This is a genomic window from Methanosarcina hadiensis, from assembly GCF_046529725.1.
GTDB classification, from domain to species: Archaea; Halobacteriota; Methanosarcinia; order Methanosarcinales; family Methanosarcinaceae; genus Methanosarcina; species Methanosarcina hadiensis.
The window spans coordinates 801,559-826,809 of the sequence record NZ_CP136241.1 but is presented as its reverse complement, the minus strand read 5'-3'; the positions used below and the strand labels follow the sequence as shown (position 1 = coordinate 826,809).

Sequence of the window (25,251 nt, the reverse complement as noted above, 5' to 3'; positions counted from 1 at the left end):
AAAGACAGCTGTGAGAAGGAAAGGTTAGAGTACGGTGAATGATGCTTTATGGGTTAGAAACATCAGTAATTATGAGCCCGGTAATCCATAAAAAAGAAACCACATATAAAAACGGAGCCTTTACATGCAATACTACGTAAAAAACAGAACCCTTATTATTGAAGGCAATTTCGAAGCCGTAAGCACAGGTTTAAACGGCGGCCGTGCGCGGGTAGAATACATTTTTAATAAACAGGTGCCAAGGACTTTTAATCCCCCCAGTCCTCAGGGGTTCATAAGGAAAGAAGCCCTGAAACTTGGACTTGAAGCAGCTAATTTCGGCCTTCTGACAGCCGTGAATATGGAATACCTCCAGATCATCGAAGATGACTACTTAACAGCATTCACAACCGCTGGCGTGAGCAATGGCTCGGAATTTAGAGCAAAGGTAGGAACCATAAACATAATTCTTGTTTCAAAGGTAAGATTATCAGAGACAGCTCTCCTAGGCGCAATCATTACAGCAACCGAGGCTAAAGGGCTTGCTCTCCTTGAAAAAGGGTATACTTTTCTGGGCACCAATACGGACGCAGTAATTGTGGCATACGAAGCAGACTCAATGCCTGGATCAAAGGATGAGGAAAGACAAGAAATTCCCTATGCAGGTTCAAGTACGGAGTTTGGGAAAAAGATCACTGAAGCTGTTGTAAAAGGGGTAAAGGCAGGACTTGATTTAAGGGGAGAATAACTAAAACTTTTTTCGCATGCAATATAAATTAATCTAATTTCCCACCAATTCCACCCTATTTAAGATACTGTGAGGTGCGCGTCCCTTTGGATAGTAAAATGCGTTGGGATTGAAAAATAGGAATTTAAGACATATGGCCTATTTATTCATAGCATAGTTTAAAAGTTTTAGACTTTGAGAAGTACGAAATTATAGAATAGATAAACAAAGTTCTGGAAAGGCACGAAATTGATTAAAACAATAATAAGATCAAAATAAAACACTAGAAAAGTCAATTAAAGATCAATTAAAGATCAATTAAAGATCAACTAAAATTAATTGAGAATTAGAGATATTATAAGGTGAATTTGGCAGCGATCCAGAGTTCCCGAAGGCTCGCACACTTCAGTACAGTAAGGAACGTGGACAGGCTTATCTTCTGTGTTCGGGATGGGTACAGGAGTTGCCCTGCCGCTATGGCCGCCAAACTCAGCCTATAAAATGGATTTGTGGAAAACAAGAAAGTCGTGTTTAGTGCTGCATATTGAATTTCGCCTGGACCTGAATTAGGTGAAGGAACGGATAGTTAGTTAACGCGGACTGAACACCTCGTTGCCTTGGTGCTTACATCCCGTTTCTATCAAACCGGTCTTTTACCGGAATCCTTAATAAGGTCTCTTTTTAGGTCAGAGTTCGAGCTTAGATGCATTCAGCTCTTATTCCTTAGCGCGTAGCTGCCCGGCGATGCCTTGTCAGACAACCGGTACACCAGTGGCGCCGCTGCTTGGTTCCTCTCGTACTAAAAGCAGCTTACCCGCAGACCTCGTGCACCTCTAGTAGATAGTAACCGACCTGTCTCACGACGGTCTAAACCCAGCTCACGATCTCCTTTAATAGGCGAACAACCTCACCCTTGGCCGCTGCTGCACGGCCAGGATGGAAAGAACCGACATCGAGGTAGCAAGCTGCCGGGTCGATATGTACTCTTGCCGGCAACGACTCAATTATCCCCGGGGTAACTTTTCTGTCATTTTTGGCCCCCACCAAGGAGGCACAAAAGTTCGCTAGAACCGACTTTCGTCTCGTCATCCACTGCTATGCTGAATAACGTCAGGCTGACTTATACTCTTACACTCTTCAGCGAGTTTCCGACCCGCTTGAGTCAACCATTGCGCGCCCTTGATATCTTTTCAAGGGCGTCCCGCCCCAGGCAAACTGCCCACCTATCGGGGTCCTCTTCGCAGAGTTAGGGTCGTAGTCCCAGAAGGGTAGTGTCCCAACGTTGGCTCCACGTATGCTGGCGCACACGCTTCGACGCCTCCTACCTACTCTGTACATCCAGAACCACAACCCAGCGACAGGCTGCAGTAAAGCTCCACGGGGTCTTCACTTCCCCCTAGAGGTCTCTAGACTGTGCACTAGAATGTAAGCTTCACCGGACTCCAGTTAGGGACAGTAGGGCTCTCATTGATCCATTCATGCAAGTCGCCAATTAAGCGACAAGGTACTACGCTACCTTAAGAGGGTCATAGTTACCCCCGCTGTTTACAGGCCCTTCTTCCCGTTGAACCGGGGTTTCAGGTACCTGCACTGAGCAGGATTCAGAAATTGTACTAGTCCTTACGGATTTGCAATTTCCTATGTTGGTATTAGACAGTTAGAGCCCCCTGGTCACTGCGACCTGCTGTCTTCACAGCAGGCACTCCTTATCCCGAAGTTACGGAGCTAATTTGCCGAATTCCCTTAACTGGATTACTCCGACACGCCTTAGCCTTTTCAGCTAGGGGCACCTGTGTCAGTTCTCGGTACGGACATTTAGCTGCCTTTTCACGGGTCCCTGGGTGCAGCCGACTGTTGCCATAACAGATTCGCCCGCTTCTCGCCATTACGGCTCTCCACAGGATTCGCTGCTTAGACGGCGCGACGACGCCGCTCGGCCTGCCCTGAGACGTCAGACTCAGTGCTAAATGGTACAGGAATATTAACCTGTTTCCCTTTTGGCGTACTCGAATTACGGTACGTCTTAGGACCGACTAACCCTCGGCTGACGAACATTGCCGAGGAAACCTGGCCCCTTCGGCGGCAGGGATTCTCACCCTGCTATGCTGCTACTATTACCAAGATTTTCGTTTGTGAACGGTCCACAGGACTTCACAGCCCTGCTTCAGTCCGAACACAACGCCTTCCTACGAGATTACCTTGCGGTACTCCGTGGTATCGGTGGTCGACTTGAGCCCCGTCAATTTTCGGGGCCCCAAACCTCGACTGGTGAGCTGTTACGCACTCTTTGAAGGGTAGCTGCTTCTAAGCTAACCTTCCAGCTGTCTTGGGCTTGGGACGCCCTTTAGCGTTTACACTTAGTCGACACTTGGGGACCTTAACCACGGGCTGGGTTGTCTCCCTTACGGACTACAAGCTTACCCCAGCAGTCCGGACTCCGACTTTCTTTGATGACGGTGGGTTTGGAGTTTGACAAGCGGGCGAGGGGTTTCCCCCCCGGAACCGCCAATCAGTGCTCTACTCCACCGACAATCTCCAGTCAGGTCATGCTGCGACATGTTTCGGAAGGAACCAGCGGATGCCAGGTTAGATTAGCATTTCACTACGAGACGCAGGTCACACGAATGATTTGCAGATCAACACCGCTTGCGGTCCTCCACGTAGCTTTCGCCACGCTTCAACCTGCCCACGCCTAGATCACCTGGCTTCGGGTCGTACCCCGATGACTCCACGCACTTGTATACGTCGTGCCTCACCCGAGGGTTGCGCACATGTTGCTTTCGCTTCGGCTGCCCAGGTAAAAGGTTAGCCATTGCCATCAAGATACACTCCTTGGCCCGTTCTTCAAAACGTAAGATACGACACTGGCAGTGATACTCGTACAATACCCTCGCGGGTACTTCCTTCGTATCAGAGATCCTTTCATGCCGTATCGTTCCATCACTATCAGGTTTCAGGCACTTTGCACCTCCCTTCTCGGGGTACTTTTCAGCGTTCGGTCACCCTACTATTTCGCTATCGGTCTCAAGTAGTATTTAGTTTTGGAGGTTGGTGCCCCCCGGATTCCCGCACGATATCCGACGCACGGTACTCAGGGACATGTTCCCATCTGTTGGCTTACACCTACGTGACTGTCACACTCTATGGTCTGCCGTTCCAGGCAAGTTTGGTTTTGCCGCGAGACTTTTGAACAGCCCTACAACACCACATTTCCCCGAAGGGATTCGGTTTGAACTGTGCCGGTTTCACTCGCCGTTACTTACGGCATCTCGTTTGATTTCTTTTCCCGCTCCTACTGAGATGTTTCAATTCGGAGCGTTCCCGATCATTACTGATCACTATGGAGAGGTCCCATTCGGAGATCCCGGGTTCATTGGCTCCATGCACCTACCCCGGGCTTATCGCAGCTTGGCACGTCCTTCATCAGCTCTTGAGCCGAGCCATCCACCTGATAGCATATTTCCTTGTATACCTAACCAGGTCCAGTTAGCGTTCAATATACAGCACCTATACACGACTTCATGTGCCTGCGTTTCCGCACAGGCTATCCATCCTTCCCCGAAAAATTACTTTCCGGGTGCACAAAAATGGACTTGCTGGGACTCGAACCCAGGGCCTCTGCCTTGCAAAGGCAGCGATCTTCCAGCTGATCTACAAGCCCGAGAGAGACAAGAGATCCAAATGGATCTCTGGTTTGAGGATTTGTTCGGTTTATCGGCATCCGGGTGATATTGTTATGCTTAGGAGGTGATCCAGCCGCAGATTCCCCTACGGCTACCTTGTTACGACTTAACCCCCCTTGCAAAGCACAGGTTCGAACACGGCACAGAGTCCGTGCCCTCACCCATACCTCACTCGGGTGGTTTGACGGGCGGTGTGTGCAAGGAGCAGGGACGTATTCACCGCGCTATATTGAAACGCGATTACTACGGATTCCAGCTTCACGAGGGCGAGTTACAGCCCTCGATCCGAACTACGAATGGGTTTGTGAGATTACCAGCCCTTTTCAGGGTAGGGACCCATTGTCCCATCCATTGTAGCCCGCGTGTAGCCCGGGAAATTCGGGGCATACTGACCTACCGTGGCCCGCACCTTCCTCCGATTTAACATCGGCGGTCCCCACAGAGTACCCATCGTCCCGGAGGACATGCTGGTAACAGTGGGCACGGGTCTCGCTCGTTGCCTGACTTAACAGGATGCTTCACAGTACGAACTGGCGACGGCCATGCACCTCCTCTCAGCGATTCAGGCAAGGTCTTCAGCCTGGCCTACATATTGCTGTCGTCCCCGGTGAGTTGTCCGGCGTTGAGTCCAATTAAACCGCAGGCTCCACCCGTTGTTGTGCTCCCCCGCCAATTCCTTTAAGTTTCAGCCTTGCGGCCGTACTTCCCAGGTGGCTCGCTTCACGGCTTCCCTGCGGCACCAGACACGGTCGCGCCATGCCTGACACCTAGCGAGCATCGTTTACGGCTGGGACTACCCGGGTATCTAATCCGGTTCGTGCCCCCAGCTTTCGTCCCTCACCGTCGAACCCGTTCTGGTAAGACGCCTTCGCCACAGGTGGTCCCACAGGGATTACAAGATTTCACTCCTACCCCTGTAGTACCTCTTACCTCTCCCGGTTCCAAGTCTGGCAGTATCCCCCGATAGCCTAATAGTTGAGCTATCAGATTTCCCGGAGGACTGACCAAACCGGCTACGGACCCTTTAGACCCAATAATCACGATCACCACTCGGGCCGCCGGTGTTACCGCGGCGGCTGGCACCGGTCTTGCCCGGCCCTTGCTAACAGGTGTATTTTACACACCTGGACAGCCAGCATATGATGCTGACACTCGGTGTCCCCTTATCACGGTTTCCCGCATTGTAAAGTTTTCGCGCCTGCTGCGCCCCGTAGGGCCTGGATTCATGTCTCAGAATCCATCTCCGGGCTCTTGCTCTCACAACCCGTACCCGTCGCTGGCTAGTAGGTACATTACACCCACTACTACCTGATAGGCCGCAGACCCATCCTTGGGCGGACGAATCCATTTGACGCATAAAGCATTCCAGCACATATGCGTTATCCGGAATTATCCCCAGTTTCCCGGGGTTATGCCGGTCCAAAGGGCAGGTTATCCACGTGTTACTGAGCAGTACGCCATGTATTGCTACATATGACTCGCATGGCTTAGGCGAACACCGATAGCAGTAACCTCTGGCAGGATCAACCAGAATTGTTAATGTATCGCACACTTCAAAATAAAGGTCTTGGTCGCAGAAACTTGCACTAACAACTATCAATTCAGTTAATAGTCCGTTTCGCGATAATTGTTTAGAAACAATTATCACCCGGAATTAACCGAACCGACAAATCCTCGTCAGTCAGGAAATAACTCCTGACTCCATTAAAAGATGAGATTGAAATTGATTTTCGACCCACACATTAAAGCTGTGTGAGGGATACATACAAGACGTTTCTTGTATATAAAGCTTTGTATCGTTCATTTCACAACATAATGGATTGTGAAGAACACATACAAATTATTCCATTGAATTAAAGCTTTTTATTACTCCCACACATTAAAGCTGTGTGAGGGATACATACAAGACATTTCTTGTATATAAAGCTTTTCCCACCTTGCAGATTTTCAAAGCAGATTCCATGCAAAAGAATTTTGCTTGAACCTACAGGGATTCTGCGGCTCCGATTACTAATAATCGAAAGCAGGTGAAGGCTCGCACGTCCATTGTACGAGGGATACATACAAGACGTTTCTTGTATATAAAGCTTTTCTTCAGCCGTTCACTTGCATACAGATTTATTGTATAAGTGGTTTTACAATAAAATCACAAGCGTTTGCTGCCTGATCTCTCCTGATCAGGGAATCTCATAAATGCACTACCTGAATAAATACTTTTCTATAATTTTGCCAGCCTGTCAGTACAGAATAGTCAAAATTGATTACTAAAGTCAGGCCAGTAGAAGAAATAAAAACTAACAATAAACTAAACAGTATACAGTAAAAAAATTACTTTCGATATTCCCTTTTCTACCTTCTAACTATATTTTGAATATATTCGAATACGAATACTACGGTCTTCACACTAACAGTGTAGATATCCAGAATTGTAGTAAGAAAAATACAGTTACATGAGCAGAAAAAACAGAACACCCTGGTAAACTGAAATTAACTGTTTTCATTTTAGATCCTTAAACTGCTCAGTGAGTTTTATATATATCAAACCACAATTAAATAAAGGGGAGTTCTAAGTCCCTTTAAGAAATTGGGAAGATTTTGGGAATTAAACACCTATTAGAATCATGGTTAGGCGTCTTTATCTAAAAATGGGGAATTAGAGGGCATCTAAACCTTTTCAGGATCTATTAGGATTTATTTTTAGCCCGGTTTTTGCCCCTATGAGCCAGGGATTGCTCCTCAAGAGCTAATGGAGGTTAGATATTTGATAGAAATAAATCCCGATGCTATTCTGGTACGTTACAACGTAAAAATGGAAAAGCAAATGACACCAGAAGACGCTGCAGAAGAGCTTTATCCAAAAGATGAGATGGTTTACCCGATAGCAAAAGCCATTTTCGAAGGCGAAGAAGATGACGTTGTGGAGGGACTGGAAAAAGCGATTAAAGCTGGAAAGGATCCAATCTCCCTTATCGATGATGCATTGATGGTTGGAATGGGGGTAGTCACCAGACTTTATGATGAAGGAGTTATTTTCCTGCCAAACGTTATGATGTCAGCTGACGCTATGCTGGAAGGTATCGAGCACATCAAACAGAAGGGAGGAAAAGCACCAACAGTTAAGGGGAAAGTAGTCTGCCACGTTGCAGAGGGAGACGTCCACGATATCGGAAAGAATATTGTGGCAGCATTACTCAGGGCTAACGGATACGATGTAGTAGACCTGGGTAGAGATGTCCCTGTAGATGAGGTGATATCGGCAGTAGAGAAAGAAAAGCCCCTCCTGCTTACAGGTACAGCCCTTATGACCACCACCATGTATGCATTCAAGGAAGTTAACGACAAACTCCTTGAAAAAGGCTATAGAATTCCCTTTGCATGCGGCGGCGGTGCAGTTAACCAGGACTTCGTGTCCCAGTATGAGCTTGGAGTCTATGGTGAAGAAGCAGCAGATGCCCCGAAGATAGCTGACTATGTCAAGGCAAATGGGGACAATATAGTACAACTGAGGGAGAAATTCCATAAACACTGAGGAGGTGGAGTAGATGGCAGTAAACAGATTCACTAAAATGGCTTATGGAAGCGCAGATGAAATGGTTTTCGGAAAATGTCAAAAGCCCGTCAAAGCAGGACTTGGGCTTGAAATCGGCGCCGGATACACAGCTCCTGAAGTTAACTATGCTCCAAGACCTGAAGCAGGTGCATCAAAGGAAAAGCTGATAAAAGAGTACGAAAGGATCACCACCGACATTATGGCAAGGATGGTGCAGATTGGAGCTCCGGCCGTTGTGCTCGAAACCGAACACGTCCAGCAAATGTCCAACAACCCTTCCTGGGGAGCAGCAGTTGCCCACGCCCAGAAAACCATCATGGAAGACTACCATGATGAATACGGCATAAAGTGTGCACTTCGCCACACAATCGGTGACATCCGTGAGACCAGAGACTATCTCGCTCTTAGAGGAGACAAATACAACACCTTCATCGAGGCTTTTGAGCAGTGCGCCCAGAACGGTGCCGACCTTCTTTCTGTAGAATCAATGGGTGGTAAGGAAGTCTTCGACTATGCAATTCTCAGAAACGATATGGCTGGGATACTTTACGGCATAGGCGTTCTCGGCAGCATGGACATGGAAATGATCTGGCAAGATATTGCATCAATTGCGAAGAAGAATAATGTAGTAGCAGCCGGTGACACTGACTGCGCCCAGGCAAACACTGCAATGTTCATTGCAGGCGGCCTGCTTGACAAGAACCTTGCACACACCCTTGCAATTATTGCAAGAGCAATCTCTGCAGCAAGATCCCTGGTTGCCTATGAAGCCGGCGCAGTAGGTCCAGGCAAAGACTGTGGCTATGAGAACACCATAGTAAAGGCTATTTCAGGCGTACCTATCACTCAGGAAGGTAAGACCTCAACCTGCGCTCACTCTGACCTTATGGGTAACCTGGTCATGCAGTGCTGTGACCTCTGGTCCAATGAGTCTGTTGAATACCACGGTGAGTTCGGTGGTACAACAGTCCAGTGCTGGTCCGAGACTCTTGCATATGACTGTGCAATGATGAACGTTGCTCTCCAGTCAGGTAACGAGAAAGTCCTGAGAGATATACTTGTGGCTTCAGACATCAACAGAGACCCACAGGGCTATGTACTTGCGTACCCGCACGCCTACAGAGTCGGGCAGGCAATTGCAAAGGACGGGAATGACATATATCTTCGTTCCAAGAATGCCGCCATGGAATGCATTAAACTTGTTGAAGAGGGAGCGAAAGGTAAACTTGCCCTTTCAAGGTTCGAAACAACTGCACTTGCAAACGCACGGGCAGCTTTTGAAGGCCTTACTGACGACAAGGACAAGTTCATGAGCGACTGCCTTGACAAGTACAAACAGGAAGTCAAAGTCTTCTTGCCTGAGAACTACGGTCTCAAAAAGTAAAAAATGGAGTCAAAACCTCCATATCAGAGAATTACAGCCACTAACCAGGCTGTACTTCTTCATTCTTTTCTTCATTCTTTTCTTAATTCCGGAAAAAGCTAAAGATAATTTATTAGGTAATTTTTTAGGTAATTTTTTGAATAATCTTCAAATTCTCGAAGGACACTTTTCTTGAATCTCATTTTACTATTTAAAAACATAGTAGCTCAGGCTATAAGAGCTTAATATTAAACAGAGTTTTTACCGGCTAAGAACTTTTCTTAATTCAACAGCAAGTTTTTCTTAAAACAGTAAGTTTTCAAACATTAATTTGCAGGAATTAATTTGCAGGAAGCATAAGCTAGCTTGTCGGACTGTTCTATAAAAAATGAAAAAATGAAAAATCATTTTTTAGATACGATATAATCAAGCGTAATACTCGTTCCTGGCTTCTACCATGGCTTTAATGTGAGAGACAGGAGTCATAGGTGCAATCCCACACCCGGGAGCAAGGACATCCACTCCTTCTTCAAGGGCTCTTTTGCATTCCTCTTTGATTTTATCTACCGGGCCAGGCAGTAAAACAAAAGGACTGGATACATTTCCTACAAACCTTGCTCTGTCTCCGATAACCTCTTTTGCTTTCTTTACGCTCCCGATCTTTTCTTCAACGCTCAAACCTTCGAAACCACAGTCTGCCATATAATCAAGGATAGGATTTACATTGCCGCAGACATGAAGGACCGTAACCGAATTTACATCTGAGGAGAATTTCTGGAGTCTGGACTGAAGTACATTTTTAAAAGAATCAGGACTCATAAGGTCAGGAGATGCTACAGGGTCCGCAATGGCAATAACATCTGCTCCTGCAAGAACCATAGAATTTGCATAAGATATTGTGGCTTCGGTTGCAAAGTCAAGTACCTGCTCCAGCATCTCGGGTTTTTTCAGGGACCATTTCATAAAAGACTTTACACTTGCCAGATCCGAAGCCAGGGTAACCGGACCCTCCATGCCTCCAATAATGGGCACGTCCGGTCCCACTCTTTCCCGGATTATTTTAATTGCATCCAGTACAGCCTGAATTCTGCCCATATCAAGCAGGTTCTCAGGCATTTTCATACCTTCAAGGTCTTTAGGATAAGGGTGAGCCGTAACAGAAGGCTGCCTGTTCTTGGTACCCATATTGACCTCACAGCCCATTGCTTCTGCAAGCACGGTCAGGCAGTATGGAACCCTCACAGCTTCAAGCCCGCTTAGCTCATAGTTTGCAATTGCAAGTTTTGCCATTTTTTCAGGATCAGAATGAGCCTCCGGCCAGGGAGCTCCCACTTCATCCATTAATTCTACAATTCCCGTTTGAGTTACGGAACAAACAGGTACTTTGTCAACTTCCTTTCCTTCCAGTGCGTTTAAAAGTCTCTCCTTAAGTGTCATATCACCCATGGTTAATCCCCCATAGAAATAATTCAGAGATATATTCTGGCTGTATATAGCTTTGGTCAGAAAATACATCTAAGAAATCTTCCGGCTATGTTTTTTAACCGGTGATTTGGTTTAACAATTACTGATTTTACTATTTATACTGACCGTCCAGAGCCTTCAATTTCTAAGTCACTGATACGGAAGGATTGCCCCGGTAACCCCATAAGGCATATAAAAGCTTTCAGAACTCATTAAATGGGCAATTAAGTCTGCAGGTCACCGAAATCCCCGTTTTCGGACTGACTACTATAATCTGGGTTTTATGCTATATCATTGTTTGGGCACATACGAATCAAAAAGTTTGACATTTAAGAAAAAGGATGAGTGGAACAAATCGGACAAATAAGATATATGAACTCTTCACCAGAAAAAACTCCAAGTTCCGGTCTTATAATTACTGGCTATACAGTTACACAGAGCCATTTAATAGCAGTTCGCCCATATTTTAGAATAATCTCAAAAAGAAGATGTGAAACATGAAAAGAATTACTAAGGAAGCATGGTTTGGCAAGAGAATTCTTGGATGGGGTTACCGTCCCATCAGCTTAGAAGGTTGGCTGGTAACTATAGTATTTTTAGCTGCGATTTTTACCAGCATATCTTATCTCGAAAAGTCGGCATCTGGTTATGTCGTTCTTGCCGTACTCCTGATAGTCTATCAGGTTATTATTTATCTAACCAGTGATTCACCGGGCTCTGAATTATGGGATAAGTTAAGCAATAAAAATAAAGGGAAGCAGGTAAAGTGATCTGAGTAATTCTAAAGTATTGTAACGCTGTAATTTCTAATGCCTTATGGCTTTTCGGATAAGATACTAATTGAAAAGAAATTAGTTTAATTATTTGAGCTAATCCCAAAACTTGGAACTACGTCTATCTCTCGAATTTAAAATAATCGATCAATCTTCTGATAAGGAAAGGAGTTATAAAACTTTTATTGATGTGTCAATAAAACTGGTTTTGGGACAAGCTCTTTGTCTATCAAGTTAGAAAAATGGAATATGGAAATTGATTTTGTACTTGTATATTACGAAATCAATATCTTTCGTAATAAACATGAACATACTATATAAGTTATCAACCTGCCCCGTTGGAAATATTGGTGATACCTTTCATATAAGTATCCGTAATTGTTTACTTATCCTCATTTTGTGAAAGCCACTCCTGAACGCTTGCCTCCAAACGCACAGCTTTAAAGCCATGAGCTCTTAATATTTCCACTGCCTCTACAGACAATAAGCAGCAACGTCCACGGCAATAAGCAACAATTTCCTGATTTATAGGTAAAGTAGCTAAGTGCTTTTCCAAATCTTCTATAGGAATAGAATTAGCTCCTGGAATGTGCATCATCTCATATTCTTCTTTTGGCCTTACATCAATTAAAGTCACATTGCGTTTTTTCATTCTGACAATGAGTTCACTCATTTTTATTTGTTCTATATTATCTCTGTTCGTGTAAATTTCCTCCCGAAGCTTTTGAAGTTCAGTAATACGCTTTTCAGCTAAAAGCTGTAAAGATAGGATGAAATTCGCCACTGTTCGATCCGCCAATCTGTAATATGAGTAAACTCCATGTTTCTCGTACTCTACCAGCCTGGATTCAAGCAGAGTTTGCAGATGTTGGGATGTATTTGCAACACTCATATCCGTTTCACGGGCGATTGTTTCGACCGTTTTGGATCCCTGCATCAAAATGTCCAATATTTCCAGCCTTCGAGGACTCGAAATAGCCTTTCCGATTCTAGCGAGCTGCGCATAGACGCTATCTTTAAACACACGGGTTTCTTTTCCCATAAAAACCTCCTGATTCGTCTCGTTTTTTATCATTTTAAGTCATAATTCGTAGTTATGCTAAAATACACTTTTACCATATTATTTAAATATTCAATTGATCAATTGAATATTTAAATAATACAAATTCTAAATAGGATGCTGCCACCAGATCCTAAATTTCGCACGCTAAGACATAACTATCTAAAATCTAAACAAACTTCGTGGTCGAAGGCTATTGAAATCAACAATATAGTATGTCTGGTTAAGGACATACTCTCCATATAGGTTGTTTCAGTCCTAAAACTGCTATCTCACTTAATTTTTAATGCTTAACGTACGAAATTGGGATTTACGGGTTGTGTTTCTAGATGAGATAAATTTACACTTGGATACCGAATTAATTAATCTAATAGGTGAGTTTATGACAGCTACATTTGACCCTTCTGTAACCGGTATATTTGTTTTCGGGCTAATGGCAGGTATCTGCCCATGTAACAGCGTGTTATGTTTAGGATTAATAGGTTATCTTACAAGTGGAAAAACGAATTTATCACTCCCCAATATACTTAAACTGGTTCTTTCGTTTTCAATAGGCACTGTGCTAGTACTGTTACCACTCGGATTTATTGCTGGATACATTGGCAAATATATTTTATTTTTAAATAGTTCAATCGCTTGGACAATTGGTGGGATATTAATGATTGCAATGGGGTTACAACTATTACATGTTTACAAACCACCAATAAAAAGTATATACAGTTTTTTCAAGTTGCCTAATTCTTACACAATAGTGGGAGCATTTTTACTTGGGCTTTCCTTTGGGGCAATAACAATAGGGAGAGGTGCTCCGATGCTAATAATTGTACTAACTTATATAGCATTATATCAAACCCCGGTTCAAGGATTTCTTACTATGTTGATTTATGCAGTTGGTCTAAGTATTCCTCTTATTATAATCAGCTCTATTGGTGGTTCAATAGGTAAGAGAATCAAAGAAACTACCAGAATGAGTGGTGACCACATGGATAAAGTAATAGGAGTATCAATTATATTAATCGGTATCTATTTCATATATCTAGCTATACAATAAGTCTACTCCTTGCCAATTTAAGTGAATAATTTAAAGTCGTTTTACAAATATAGTATAAGATGCCTGAAAAAATTTAGCGTAAGGGTTTTCTTTATAATATTAAAATAATATTAAGAGAAGGTCTAAAGATATACTTATCCTGCAGGAAGTCAGGACAGGAGTCTACAACAAGAATATATAAATAAGACTAACATAGATTATTCGATAATACAGAGGAAGGAATTTACAATGGCGAAGCCTATTGAACTTGGTCTTGTTCTCGAAGGAGAAGATGCAAAGGAATTCTTCAGGAACGAAAAAAATCCCGTAGTTTCAAAGAAAATGGTAGAAATGTTCAAGCGCGCAAAGAAAATACATGAGAAAAACAGGTTTTAAGCTTGGACTCAATAATTTTAGACTCTGAACTTCATACAATACCACTTAATAAAACTCATAATCTTTCTTCTTTTAGCTGTTTAAGCAGGGAATTGAATGAATTTCTGAAAAATGATGCTCTTAACGACCAAAATAACTTGATCAGCAGAACCAGTTTATGCTTTTGGAATAGCGAACTGGTCGGATTTTATACTCTGATAGCAGATACAATTGAAGCTAAAGCCGTAATAGATGGACTTGAACATTACGAGTACCGCAAATACCCTGGGGTTAAAATTGCACGGCTGGCAGTAGATTCCAGATTTGAAAGAAGAGGAATAGGTACATATCTATTGCTGGCAGCCATAGGTAAAACGTTATCTATTTGTGAAAGTATAGGATGCAGATACATTCTTGTTGATTCAAAACAAAATTCAATCGGCTTCTATCAAAAAATGAATTCAAACTTGTAGAGAAATATAAAAATAGAGAATTCGTTCCAATGTATCTTAACATACAGCCTATAATCGCTGAAATGAATTTTGAAAATAATGATAAATTTAAGGATTTAATTATTGATAGAGTTTCAGGCAATGATAGTTTGATAAAAGTAATAGATCAATCAGATCCTGAATTAAGTGCGTTTTTGGTTATGCTAACAACTGTAAAAATGTATCCTAAAGATACTTTTATAGGTTTCATAGATAATGAGTGGCGTATTGTGAAGCGTTAAATTCTTCTTTTACTATAAGAATAGAAAAAATCTTCTAATCTGCTACGATCATAACTATATTATTTTTCAATATAAATAGGCATAACGAAAAGAGCATCCATGTAAATACCTATGTTTTTCTTTAGATTTTTTACAATTACTCATCGTTTAAAGACGAAAACTTTTGTATTCCGATGTGATATGGAATAACTGAATTTAGAAAAGCGACTGTGTATGAATGTTTTAAAATTTCTAACCGTTGATGAGATTAATATAGCTTGTCCCAGAACCTGCTTTATTGACGCATCAACGAAAGTTTCACAACTCTTTTCCGGATCAGAAGATTGATCGATTATTTCAAATTTGGGAGGTAGAGATGTAGTTCTGAGTTTTGGGACTATCTCATTAAGAAATAACATTACCGACAATAATTGCTGTACTAACCATCTGGAATTTATGCTGGCATAGAGCATGTGGAATGATCTTATAATGTAACAAAAACTATTCTGTGTAGGGATAAAAACTACATAAATTAGTATGTTCAGATATAAACATAACTGCAGAAAAAGGAGAGTAAATATTCTTCACTAGAAAAAACACCGAAGATCAGGAAAAACTCGATAAGCGGTGAAAAGAAGAATAAAAAGAAAATCATAAAATAAGAGAGCCAAGCGCAGAAGATAAGTATGAAACTGGATCCCGGCAGGATAAAAATATTCGAGGGAGATATTGTGAAAATGAAAGTGGATGCAATTGTCAATGCTGCAAATAATTCGCTTCTTGGAGGTGGAGGAGTAGACGGGGCAATCCACAGGGCTGCGGATCCCAGGCTTATTGAAGAATGCAAAACTCTCAACGGTTGCCCCACAGGAGAAGCAAAAATAACATCGAGTTACCTCCTACCTGCAAAATATGTTATACATACGGTAGGTCCTGTTTGGAAAGGAGGCAAGGAAGGAGAGGATGAGCTTCTGTCTTCCTGCTACAGAAAAAGCCTTGAGCTTGCCAGGGATTACAAAATAAAACAATTGCTTTTCCAGCCATAAGTACGGGAGCATATGGTTTTCCTTCCAGGAGGGCAGCCAGGATTGCGGTTTCTCAGGTAAAAGAGTTTCTTCTGGAAAACGAATTACCTGAAACTGTTTTCCTTGTTTGCTACAATAAAAACAGTTGCATAAACATTAAAGAAGCCGTTGAAGATAGTTTTCAGGAATAAACAATATTTTGAGCTTCTTTTTGTGTGTTTCTTTTTGTGCGTTCCTTTTTATGTGTTCATTTTTGTGTGTTCATTTTTGTGTATTTATCTATAATGTAAACCACCTTTAAGAGAATCGTTTAAATACACAGTAGACGATGTCCGACGCAAATTTTGAAAGTTTTCGCCCACTCACACTTATGGGAGATTCTTTATATAGTATGTTAGAAAAATAGGTTCTAAACAAAAATTATAATGATAGCAAATATGATATCAAATTCCGGATATCCGGTAACATCCGGCCTGGAAAAAGAAATTCTGGTTTAAAAAGACAAATAAAATATAAAAATACCTGATAAAATTTAGGTTCCTCGGTGAGCGTTTATCAGAAAATACTTATCAGTATCACATATAATAATACTGATCAAATAATACTGATCAATAGAGTTTACAAACATATCATTAATAGAATTTATACTCATACCATCAATAGAATTTATACTCATACCATCAATAGAATTTATAGACATATATTCACTGGCACAGTTTATTGATATAATGTCTTCTGGAAAAAGTGCAAACTAAGAATAAAGTAACAGTATAAAGATTAAATGTAACAGTATAAAGCTCAAATAATACTCAAACAATACCAGATGAGCCTGCAGGACCATATTAAAAAGGGAATCGGAGGAATTATTATCGTGCACGATGAAGCCTTTCAGAGAGGCCTTGACCTATTCAGACATAAAAAATATGAGAAAGCAATTAATACATTTAACAAAATTCTCGATAAAGACCCGAATCACACAGGAGCCCTTTATAACAGGGGGCTTGTTCTCCTTGAAACTGAAAAACCCCAGGAAGCCCTCAATTCATTTAATGAACTCCTGCAGCTTGAGCCTGGGAACTCCGAAGCCCTATATAAAAAAGGATCCTGTCTTGCAGCTCTCGAGAAATTTGAAGAAGCCCTTGATGCTTATGAGAGCGCCCTCGAAACTTCTCCGGATAACCCTGAAATCTGGTATATGAGAGGACTTGCATTTGCCGGAATAGGCAGAAACGAAGCTTCCATCCTTTGTTTTGAAAAAGCCCTTGAACTTAAGCCTGAATATGCAGCCGCCTGGTGCGCAATGGGGACGGTAGCCGGGAAGGCAGAAAGGTACGAAGAAGCCCTGGAGAATTTCGGGCGTGCGCTGGAAATCAATCCCAAGGACTCCGAAACGTGTTACGCAAAAGGCCTTATCTTTGCAAAGCTTGAAAAATACGAAGAAGCTCTCGGATGTTTCGATTCTCTTATAAAGGAAAATCCAAGAAACATAAGTGCGCTGGAACAGAAATGTCTTGTTCTTTCAAAGTCAGGGAAAAAAGAAGAAGCTCTCGAAGCCCTCGAAGGTTTCTTAAAGAAATTCCCTGCAAATGAAGCTGCTCTTTATCATAAAGGAATTCTCTTAAGCGAACTTTCAAGATACGAAGACGCGGAGAAAACCTTTTCAAAAGTACTGAAACTTAACTCAAGGCGTAAAGATGCCTGGTTCAGGAAAGGTTTTGCTCTTGTACACCTGCTCAGACTTAACGAAGCCATAAAAGCTTTTGAAGAAGCCATTCGGCTTGACCCTGCTTATTTTGAAGCCTGGAACTGCAAGTGCCTCGCACTTATGAAACTTGAGGTCTATGAAGAAGCCCTTGAAGCTTTTGATTCCATGCTTAAAATCTATCCTGACATGAAAGATATCTGGTACAACAGGGCTCTTGCTCTTTTGAAACTGAAAAACTATCCCGAAGCTGCAAGGTCATTTGCCCGTGTTACTGAACTTGATCCTTCAAATACGGATGCTTTGCTCCAGCAGGGGCGCCTGCTTGCAGGAACAGGAAAATATGAAGAAGCCCTCAAAACCTTTGAAAAGCTGCTTGAGTATGACCCTGATTCTACCGAAGCCCAGAAATTAAGAGGTACTTTACTTGCAGGGCTCGGGCGTTTTGAAGAGGCACTTGATCCCCTTACGAGAAGTCTGGAAAAGGACCCTGAAAACTATAACCTGTGGCTTCAAAAAGGAATCATTTTTCTTGAAGAAGAGAAATTCGAGCCTGCCCTGGACGCCTTTGAAAACGCTGCACGTTTGAAGCCTGATGATGAAATCTGCTGGATGAACAGAGGTTTTGCCCTGTATTCTCTTGAGCGTTACGAAGAGTCTCTTGAGGCATTTAAAGAAGGTTTGCGCCTGAATCCCTACCTTGAGACAGGGTGGAACAAAAAAGGAATCGTGCTTGGAAAGCTTGGGAGAACCGAAGAAGCCCTTGAAGCTTTTGAAGAGGCAATAAAACTCAGGCCTGATTTTGAAGATGCCCTGAAGAATAGAGGGCTTTTGCTTTTTGCCTCAGAAAAATATGAAAAAGCTGAAGAAGCCTTTGCTGAAGTCCTTAAGCTAAATCCTGAGGATATTGATTCTCTCTATAACAGGGGCATATCTCTTTTCAGGCTGGGAAGAAAGGAAGATGCCCTCAAGTATCTTGAAAAAGTTGTGTCCCTCAGTCCTGATTATCCTGACCTTTTTTACAGCCTTGGAGTAGCGCTAACAGAACTTGGGGAATACGAGAAGGCTCTGGAGACCTTCGAAAAACTTGCTGCAAAGTATCCTGATGACCTGGAAATTCAGTGTAGAAAAGGAAGGCTTGCAATGGAGCTTGGAAAGCATGAAGCTGCTCTGCAGGCATTCGAAAAGGTCCTGATTGAAAAGCCTGGATCAAAGGAAGCACTGTACAGGAAAGGGCTCGCTCTTCTGAAACTGGAGAATTTTGAAGATGCCATAAAGGCTTTCGACGAAGTAATTACAAAGGATGAAGATTACGAAGATGCAGGAATCCTCAAGGGTTTTGCCCAGATGGAACTTGGGGAATGTGCATCTGCTCTCGAAACTTTCGAAAAAGTGCTTGAGAAAAGACCCGACTCAGATACGACCTGGTATTACAAAGGCCTGATGCTGTACAGCCTGAAAAGGCAAGAAGGAGCGGCAAAGGCATTTGGATCAGCTTTCAGCCTTAACCCGGAACTCTATACAGCCCTGGAATACAGGGCAAAATGCCTCTCAGGGGCAGGGCAGTATGAAACTGCTCTTGAAGCTTTTGAGGCTGTGCTTGAAAAAGACCCGGAAAATCTTTCAGCCCTGAATAACAGAGCTATTTGCCTCTTTGAATTGAAGAGATATAAAGAAGCAGTTGAAGCCCTCTCAAACCTGCCTGAACCTTGCCCTGAAAAAGAAGAAGTGAAATTAATCCTTGAGGAGGCAAAGTTCAGGTTAGGGATTGAATATTTCGAGCTCGGGAAGTATGGGGAAGCTCTTGCTCTATTCGAAGGAATAAATGAGAAAGTAAATAAGAAAGTAAATGACAAACTTGAAGACGCCGGTGAGGAAGCTCAAAATTCTCAAGAATCTAATTCTGTACGATCCAATTCTATACTTTACTGGAAAGGGCTCTTATTCATCCGGCAGGAAGCTTATGACAGGGCACTTGAAGCATTTTCAAGGCTTACCGAACAGGACCCTGAGTCTGCAGAAGGCTGGTACTATACGGGACTCTCCTGCTCAAAACTAGGAAAGCATGAGGAAGCTTCCAGAGATTTCAAAAAAGCTATTGAAATCGATCCTGCACTCCGGGACACACAGGACATATGCTATCAGCTGGGCGTTTCTAACTTTGAACTTGGAGAGTTCGAAGATGCTCTGAGGGCTTTTGAAACAGCCCTTAAGACGGTGCCTGGCGAGAAAAAAATTCCTGAACCGGTTTATGTGGATCTTGTTTATAAAAAGAGTCTTGCACTCCTAAGGCTTGGGAAGTATAAAGAAGCGGAATCAGGCTTTAAGGAAGTCATTTCAAGAGACCCGGCAAATGCCGAAGCCCTTGCACACCTGAGCACTGCCTGTTTCAAGCAGGGACATTACGAAGAAGCCCTGGAGATTTTTGAAAAGGTCCTCAGCCAGACTCCTGGAAGGAAAACTGTTCTTTTCAGGAAGGGAGTTGCTTTAAAAGCCCTTGGTAGACCCCTGGAAGCTCTGGATATTTTTGACCTTGTCCTCAAGCTTAAACCTGACTGTACGTACGCTCTCGAACAGAAAGGGTACAGTCTCTTTGAATTGAGCAGGTATGAAGAAGCAGCTGAAACTTTTAAAGCAGCACTTGAGTACTGCCCGAAAAAGATAGAGATACAGTACCTGCTGGGAGTTGCTCTTTTCAGGCTTGGCAGCTTCACCGGCGCCCTTGAAAGATTCGGAAGAGCCCTTGAACTGGGGTGCCAGAGGTCCGATATTCCTTACTATACAGGGCTTTCCTGCTTTGAGACAGGAGACTATGCGGAAGCTGTAAAAGCCTTTGACAGATACCTAGAAACAGGGGCACTTGACCCTGAAATCCTGCAAAAAAGAGCTCTTGCCCTTTTCAAGCTTGAAAGGCTGCAGGAAGCCGTATCTGCAGTTGACTCCCTTCTTGAGCTTTCCACAGAAAACTTAACCTGTGAGGGCGCAGAAAGCGAGTACGATAAAAGTATGGGGGAAAATTGCCTGATCTGTCGGGAACTGCTTGAAATGTATGCTTCAACCCTTATAGAGCTTGGAAATCCTGAGGAAGCCCTGCTGCCGCTTGAGAAGCTCACAAGAGACGGATCGGCTTCAAAGAAGATAATTTACGACAGAGGAATAGCGCTTCTGGATACTGGAAGGCAGGAAGAAGCCCTGGAGATCTTCTCAGAGCTGCTTGAGAGTTATCCGGACTTTAAAAAGGCTTGGTATGGAAAAGGACTTGTACTGTTTTCACAGGGGCGCTACGAAGAAGCCCTTGAAGCCTTTGAAGAGGTTGTCCTGAACCAGGAAGGAGAACCTGAAATAAACAGTTCCGAAATTGAAGACGCCTGGACAAAAATAGGGCTTGCGCAGCTCAAAACCGAGAAATATGAAGACGCCTGCGAGACCTTTGAAAAGGTCCTTGAGAAAAAGCCGATGGCTGCTGATGTATGGTACCTGAGCGGCCTTGTCATGAGAGGCCTGGATCAGAACGAGGAGGCAGTGGAAGCTTTTGACAGAGCACTGGAAATCAACCCTGGCCTTGAAGGCGCACAGGAGCAGAAAGGGCTTGCCCTGCTTTCACTTTGCAGATATGAAGAAGCCAGAGAAACCTTCGGTTCAGCCCTTGCAGAAGACCCTGAAAACGCAGATCTTCTTTATAACCGTGCTGTAGCCGGTTTCAGGACCCTTAACTTTGAAGATGTTGCAAAAGATCTTGAAAAATTGCTCCTTTTTGCCCCTGATTTCCCTGAATATACGGAAGTGTGCTATATGCTGGGAATTGCCAGCATAGAGCTTCAGGATTATGAAAGAGCCCTTCAGGCACTTGATCTCGTCCTTGAACACGAGCCTGAACACGAGGAAGCACTCTATAACATGGCTCTTGTGCTTTTCAATCTGGAAGAGTACGAAGAAGCTGCCAGAACCTTTGAACAGCTGCTTGAAAAGACCCCTGAAGACCCTGAAAGCCTCAATTACCTTGGTCTTTGCCTGCTGGAACTTGACAGCACAAAGGAAGCACTTAAAGCATTTGAAAGAGCAGCCCTTTTCAACCCGAAAAATGAAGAAGCCCTTTATAATGCAGCCACGACCCTCATAAAATTAAACCGGGTTCAGGAGTCCATAGGATACTTTGACCGCATCCTTGAAATCTCCCCTGAGAATCTCGATGTCATGAATTACAAAGGTGTCGTCTTCTGCATGCTTGATCAGTACAGGGAAGCTTTAAAAGCCTTTGACGAAGTTCTTGCAAAAGACCCGAACAATATAAAAGCAATCTATAACGTGGGAGTCGTATGCTTCAAACAGAAACTTTACGAGACCGCAGCCAGGGCTTTTAAGGAAGCGCTTACAATTAACCCCTGGCACGAGCAGTCTCTCAGATACCTGGGCATCTCTCTTGCAAAAATAGGAGAATATGAGGAGGCTCTGAAAGCCTTCGAAAAACTGCTCAGGATAAACCCGCAGGATATTCAGTCCATGAATTATAGAGGGGTCATCCTCGGGAAGCTGGAAAGGTTTGGGGAAGCAATAAAAGCATTTGACGAAATCCTTCGCATTTACCCGGATATGACAGATGCGAGGGAGAAACTTGAGGTATTAAAGTCTCTTGAAAGTGAAGAACATTTCAGTTGAGATTTTTTCGTTATTTCAGATAGAAGAATGTTCTTAAAAAAGGACAGGCTTCTATTAAACTTTTATTTGTTTTTATCTCTCCCTTACTCAATCTTCTTTACTTCTTCTTTATTCAGTCTTCCTTTATTTTAATGTTTAATTACTGCATTGAGCAAAAAATTAAAGGGAGGATATGCAGCCTGTTTCAGTTATACTCTTGTTTCAGTAAATTAACTGCTGACTATTATTTACTTCAAACTTTTATCTTTTCGTTTTGATATTATTCTAATTTATTATTTTCATAAAATTTGAGGATTAATTTTTACTTAATAAAATAAAATGTAATCGGAATAGAGCTGGGGGAGTTAAAATAAACAGGTTTATCGCTTTAGCTGTAGCTTTTTTTATTTTCACGCTGAACTCGGGTACCGGAATCGCGGTCGAGATCTTTGTCCAGCCAGGTGAGTCGATACAGGCTGCAGTAAATAATGCAAGTTCCGGGGACGAAATAGTCATAGGTCCAGGGAATTACACAGAGAATATTATAGTAACAAAAAATGATCTTATAATACGATCAGAAACCGATAATCCGGAGGATACAATAATAGGAGCGAGCAATTCGAGTGTAATATATGTAAGAGCAAGTAATGTGACAATTAGCGGCTTTAAGGTTAAAGCAGTTGAGTACACGGATGTGACAGGAATCCACATGACTGCATGTAATAACTGCATTATATCCAACAATGACCTTTCTGAAAACTACCTTGGATTATCCCTGAGCAGCTCGAAAAACAATATAATATCGAACAACAGCATGAACCTGAACGAAAACTATGGAATCCACATCATTCGTTCGGATAACAATGTACTCTTTAACAACACTGCAAACTTAAATTCTCATGGAATTGTTCTCGAGAGTAATTGTAGCGATAATAACCTGACAGGCAATCTGGTAAATTCCAACCGGGGCCACGGTTTTTATGTTATTAATTCGGGAAACAACACCTTCAGTAATAACACAGCAATTGAAAACAATATGGGCATCTACATTGTAAGTTCAAACACGAGCATCATCTCAGGTAGCAACGTTTCCGGAAATATTTATTACGGAATGTGGATATCACGATCAAACTATGGTATAATTTCCGAAAACACAGTTAATAAAACGAGCTGCGGTATTCACCTGGATTCTTCTGACAATAATAGACTTTATGGAAATATTATTGCTTCAAATTCTGACACAGGCATTTCCTTATGTCCAGGCTGTGATAACAATACTGTTTTTAATAATTATTTTAACAATGTCTACAACATAGATGCAGGCAACAGAAAAAACTACTGGAATATAAAAAGGACTGAAAGCAAGAATATTGTTGGCGGACCCTACACAGCAGGAAATTTCTGGGCAAACCCTGAAGGAACAGGCTTTTCCGAAACAGCACCAGATAAGAATGAAGACGGCATTGCAGATCTGGCCTATAACGAAACCAATGTTACGGATTATCTGCCTCTGGTACCTGTTACAGAAGCAGAATAAGAAACCATTCATCTATGATTTTCTATGATCCAGGGGAACATTCGGGAAGAGAAAAGGGGGTAAGGTTGAAAATCCCCTTCTATCATCTTAAAAACAGGTTAAGTTGTTGTCTTGACCCGCACGAAGAATTTTCGTGCGGATCTTAAATGTCTGTTCGCGTTAAAGTTTGATTATATTTCTCTTAATAAGAAAAAATAGGTTGAAATTCTATTTAAGGGTTGCCGTATGATAGCATGACACATATATACACGATAGTGTACCGGTAAAAAGAAGAATGGCAGAATATGGTAGCATATGGCAGAATATAAAGCAGTAAAATTAAAAGCAGTAAAATATTTTTTTTCGCTTCAAATTCTTCAGCATTTTTTCCTGAACATTGTTTCCTCAAAGTATATGCCAGTCTGAAGAGAAAAGAAAAATAATACTTAACTTTATTGAGTGTACTTTTAAACCCAATAAGGGTCCGTCTGGATACGATTCTGATTAACTTATAATAGGGGGTACAGGGAAATGATGCTGATGGACATAATAACCTGGGAGCCGAAAGACGCGCCAAAGGTTGCAGAGATCTATGCGAATTATGAATATCCGAAAGGCATAAAAGTGATTGATGAATGGACCGACCTTACGGGTTACCGTGGATTTGTGATTTATGAAGCTGACGATGAGAAGACTTATGCTGCTTCTGTTCTTCCTTTAATGGGACTGTGCAGATTCGAAACCTTCCCTGTTATGAAGCTTGATAAATACATGCAGCTGACTCAGGAACTTGCAGAAAAAGCCGGAGAAAAAGGAATAGGAACTGCTCAGAGTAAAGAGACATCAGAAGGAATCCTCGAGCAGATAGAAGGGCTTGAAAAAAGAGTAGAACGCCTTGAGCACCACTCTTTTATCCAGCAGGAAGATACTACCTGAAACTTGAAAATAACTAAAGCTTAAATATACCTGAAGCTTAGAAATAGCTGAGCATTAAAAATAACTGAAGCTTAAAAAGGAAATTAGGGAGGTCTTCTGGATTTTCCAGATTTCTCCGAATTTTTCCGAATTTTTCCGGACTTTATTTTTCAAGGGCACTGTCGAACTTATCCGCGCCCATGCGATAGATGTGCCAGCCGTCAACAGGTCCGGCCCCAAAGTATTCGTAGAATTCCCTTGCAGGGTTCCAGTCAAGAACTGCCCATTCCATCCTCCCGCAGTTCCTTTCTTTTGCAAGCTTAACACAGTGAAGAAACATTGCTTTTCCTATTCCTTTGCCACGAAATTCGGGTTTTACAAAAATGTCTTCAATATACAGGCCCTGCTTGCCAACAAAGGTCGAGAAATTGTGGAAAAAAACCGTAAAACCTGCAGGCACTCCGTCAAGTTCGGCAAAGAAAACTTCAGCATAAGGCTTTTCGCAGAACATCGACTCTTGAAGGGTTTCTTCCGTGGCTGTGACAAGGTGAGATAGGTTTTCAAACTCGGCAATCCCTTTGATAAATTCAAGAATCAGAGGGACATCTTCTTTTTTTGCAGTGCGGATATTCAAACCAGGTTTTATCTCAGTCTCGTACATTTTTATTCCTTTTCAGATGATCAGTTATTATAAACAAAAAGCCTGACAGATATATGAGAGGCTATATATTGCACATAATTA

At 42.5% G+C, this 25,251-nt stretch carries 15 protein-coding genes, 1 tRNA gene and 3 rRNA genes; 12 read left to right on the top strand and 7 right to left on the bottom strand.

Features of this window, described 5'->3' with window-relative positions; translation table 11 throughout:
* The first annotated feature begins 124 nt into the window (after nucleotides 1–124).
* A complete protein-coding gene (gene cbiZ / locus RSJ42_RS03660; RefSeq protein WP_410509344.1) occupies nucleotides 125–727 on the top strand; it encodes an adenosylcobinamide amidohydrolase in 603 nt (200 codons plus the stop codon).
* 345 nt (nucleotides 728–1,072) lie between these two features.
* On the opposite strand, the gene rrf is transcribed toward cbiZ, so the two are convergent.
* From rrf to RSJ42_RS03640, 4 genes are all read right to left on the bottom strand, one after another.
* Nucleotides 1,073–1,194 (bottom strand): 5S ribosomal RNA (rrf, locus tag RSJ42_RS03655).
* A 79-nt stretch (nucleotides 1,195–1,273) separates the two neighbouring features.
* Nucleotides 1,274–4,178 (bottom strand): 23S ribosomal RNA (locus RSJ42_RS03650).
* Nucleotides 4,179–4,294: 116 nt separating this feature from the next.
* Nucleotides 4,295–4,367: transfer RNA gene (locus RSJ42_RS03645), tRNA-Ala, on the bottom strand.
* Between the two features lie 81 nt (nucleotides 4,368–4,448).
* Nucleotides 4,449–5,923, bottom strand: a 16S ribosomal RNA gene (locus tag RSJ42_RS03640).
* The 16S, 23S and 5S rRNA genes sit together here with 1 tRNA gene alongside, the layout of an rRNA operon.
* Before the next feature lie 1,212 nt (nucleotides 5,924–7,135).
* Here RSJ42_RS03640 and mtaC point away from each other — a divergent pair.
* Both mtaC and mtaB read left to right on the top strand, forming a co-directional pair.
* Complete coding sequence (gene mtaC / locus RSJ42_RS03635) at nucleotides 7,136–7,918, top strand: methanol--corrinoid protein MtaC (RefSeq protein ID WP_410509343.1); 783 nt, start codon at nucleotides 7,136–7,138, stop codon at nucleotides 7,916–7,918.
* Between the two features lie 13 nt (nucleotides 7,919–7,931).
* Nucleotides 7,932–9,323, top strand: coding sequence for a methanol--corrinoid protein co-methyltransferase MtaB (gene mtaB, locus RSJ42_RS03630; protein ID WP_410509342.1), 1,392 nt, complete (start codon nucleotides 7,932–7,934; stop codon nucleotides 9,321–9,323).
* Between the two features lie 405 nt (nucleotides 9,324–9,728).
* Here the strand turns inward: mtaB and mtaA are convergent, their stop codons facing one another.
* Nucleotides 9,729–10,748 carry a methylcobamide:CoM methyltransferase MtaA gene (gene mtaA / locus RSJ42_RS03625; protein ID WP_410509341.1) on the bottom strand — a complete coding sequence of 340 codons (1,020 nt, stop codon included), beginning with the start codon at nucleotides 10,746–10,748 and terminating at the stop codon, nucleotides 9,729–9,731.
* A 515-nt stretch (nucleotides 10,749–11,263) separates the two neighbouring features.
* Here mtaA and RSJ42_RS03620 point away from each other — a divergent pair.
* Complete coding sequence (locus RSJ42_RS03620; protein WP_410509340.1) at nucleotides 11,264–11,536, top strand: hypothetical protein; 273 nt, start codon at nucleotides 11,264–11,266, stop codon at nucleotides 11,534–11,536.
* Between the two features lie 385 nt (nucleotides 11,537–11,921).
* Here RSJ42_RS03620 and RSJ42_RS03615 read toward each other — a convergent pair whose 3' ends face one another.
* Nucleotides 11,922–12,581 carry an ArsR/SmtB family transcription factor gene (locus RSJ42_RS03615; protein ID WP_410509339.1) on the bottom strand — a complete coding sequence of 220 codons (660 nt, stop codon included), beginning with the start codon at nucleotides 12,579–12,581 and terminating at the stop codon, nucleotides 11,922–11,924.
* A 400-nt stretch (nucleotides 12,582–12,981) separates the two neighbouring features.
* Between RSJ42_RS03615 and RSJ42_RS03610 the strand changes: the two genes are divergently transcribed.
* The 8 genes from RSJ42_RS03610 to RSJ42_RS03575 all read left to right on the top strand — a co-directional run bounded on the left by RSJ42_RS03610 (nucleotide 12,982) and on the right by RSJ42_RS03575 (nucleotide 24,530).
* Entirely contained in the window at nucleotides 12,982–13,650 is a 669-nt protein-coding gene (locus RSJ42_RS03610) for a cytochrome c biogenesis CcdA family protein (protein ID WP_410509338.1), read from the top strand.
* 228 nt (nucleotides 13,651–13,878) lie between these two features.
* Nucleotides 13,879–14,025, top strand: a complete 147-nt coding sequence (locus RSJ42_RS03605) for a hypothetical protein (RefSeq protein ID WP_204245329.1) — start codon at nucleotides 13,879–13,881, stop codon at nucleotides 14,023–14,025.
* A gap of 2 nt (nucleotides 14,026–14,027) precedes the next feature.
* Nucleotides 14,028–14,477: a GNAT family N-acetyltransferase gene (locus RSJ42_RS03600; protein WP_410509337.1), complete on the top strand. Its 450-nt coding sequence runs from the start codon at nucleotides 14,028–14,030 to the stop codon at nucleotides 14,475–14,477.
* A 29-nt stretch (nucleotides 14,478–14,506) separates the two neighbouring features.
* Nucleotides 14,507–14,737 (top strand): hypothetical protein, encoded by a 231-nt coding sequence (locus RSJ42_RS03595; RefSeq protein WP_410509336.1) that lies wholly within the window; start codon nucleotides 14,507–14,509, stop codon nucleotides 14,735–14,737.
* A 665-nt stretch (nucleotides 14,738–15,402) separates the two neighbouring features.
* Nucleotides 15,403–15,762 carry a macro domain-containing protein gene (locus RSJ42_RS03590; protein WP_410509335.1) on the top strand — a complete coding sequence of 120 codons (360 nt, stop codon included), beginning with the start codon at nucleotides 15,403–15,405 and terminating at the stop codon, nucleotides 15,760–15,762.
* 802 nt (nucleotides 15,763–16,564) lie between these two features.
* Nucleotides 16,565–22,099 (top strand): tetratricopeptide repeat protein, encoded by a 5,535-nt coding sequence (locus RSJ42_RS03585; RefSeq protein ID WP_410509334.1) that lies wholly within the window; start codon nucleotides 16,565–16,567, stop codon nucleotides 22,097–22,099.
* Between the two features lie 313 nt (nucleotides 22,100–22,412).
* Nucleotides 22,413–23,615, top strand: a complete 1,203-nt coding sequence (locus tag RSJ42_RS03580) for a nitrous oxide reductase family maturation protein NosD (RefSeq protein ID WP_410510308.1) — start codon at nucleotides 22,413–22,415, stop codon at nucleotides 23,613–23,615.
* A 510-nt stretch (nucleotides 23,616–24,125) separates the two neighbouring features.
* Complete coding sequence (locus RSJ42_RS03575) at nucleotides 24,126–24,530, top strand: DUF3303 domain-containing protein (RefSeq protein WP_410509333.1); 405 nt, start codon at nucleotides 24,126–24,128, stop codon at nucleotides 24,528–24,530.
* A 142-nt stretch (nucleotides 24,531–24,672) separates the two neighbouring features.
* Here the strand turns inward: RSJ42_RS03575 and RSJ42_RS03570 are convergent, their stop codons facing one another.
* Nucleotides 24,673–25,170: a GNAT family N-acetyltransferase gene (locus RSJ42_RS03570; protein WP_410509332.1), complete on the bottom strand. Its 498-nt coding sequence runs from the start codon at nucleotides 25,168–25,170 to the stop codon at nucleotides 24,673–24,675.
* Nucleotides 25,171–25,251: the final 81 nt, after the last annotated feature.

What these genes read in the sequence shown, in the direction of transcription:
- RSJ42_RS03575 (WP_410509333.1), top strand. Translation starts at nt 24,126, where the DNA reads ATGATGCTGATGGACATAATAACCTGGGAGCCGAAAGACGCGCCAAAG.
- mtaA (WP_410509341.1), bottom strand. Translation starts at nt 10,748, where the DNA reads ATGGGTGATATGACACTTAAGGAGAGACTTTTAAACGCACTGGAAGGA.
- RSJ42_RS03615 (WP_410509339.1), bottom strand. Translation starts at nt 12,581, where the DNA reads ATGGGAAAAGAAACCCGTGTGTTTAAAGATAGCGTCTATGCGCAGCTC.
- RSJ42_RS03620 (WP_410509340.1), top strand. Translation starts at nt 11,264, where the DNA reads ATGAAAAGAATTACTAAGGAAGCATGGTTTGGCAAGAGAATTCTTGGA.
- mtaC (WP_410509343.1), top strand. Translation starts at nt 7,136, where the DNA reads ATGGAGGTTAGATATTTGATAGAAATAAATCCCGATGCTATTCTGGTA.
- RSJ42_RS03605 (WP_204245329.1), top strand. Translation starts at nt 13,879, where the DNA reads ATGGCGAAGCCTATTGAACTTGGTCTTGTTCTCGAAGGAGAAGATGCA.
- mtaB (WP_410509342.1), top strand. Translation starts at nt 7,932, where the DNA reads ATGGCAGTAAACAGATTCACTAAAATGGCTTATGGAAGCGCAGATGAA.
- RSJ42_RS03595 (WP_410509336.1), top strand. Translation starts at nt 14,507, where the DNA reads ATGTATCTTAACATACAGCCTATAATCGCTGAAATGAATTTTGAAAAT.
- RSJ42_RS03610 (WP_410509338.1), top strand. Translation starts at nt 12,982, where the DNA reads ATGACAGCTACATTTGACCCTTCTGTAACCGGTATATTTGTTTTCGGG.
- RSJ42_RS03585 (WP_410509334.1), top strand. Translation starts at nt 16,565, where the DNA reads ATGAGCCTGCAGGACCATATTAAAAAGGGAATCGGAGGAATTATTATC.
- RSJ42_RS03590 (WP_410509335.1), top strand. Translation starts at nt 15,403, where the DNA reads ATGAAACTGGATCCCGGCAGGATAAAAATATTCGAGGGAGATATTGTG.
- RSJ42_RS03570 (WP_410509332.1), bottom strand. Translation starts at nt 25,170, where the DNA reads ATGTACGAGACTGAGATAAAACCTGGTTTGAATATCCGCACTGCAAAA.
- cbiZ (WP_410509344.1), top strand. Translation starts at nt 125, where the DNA reads ATGCAATACTACGTAAAAAACAGAACCCTTATTATTGAAGGCAATTTC.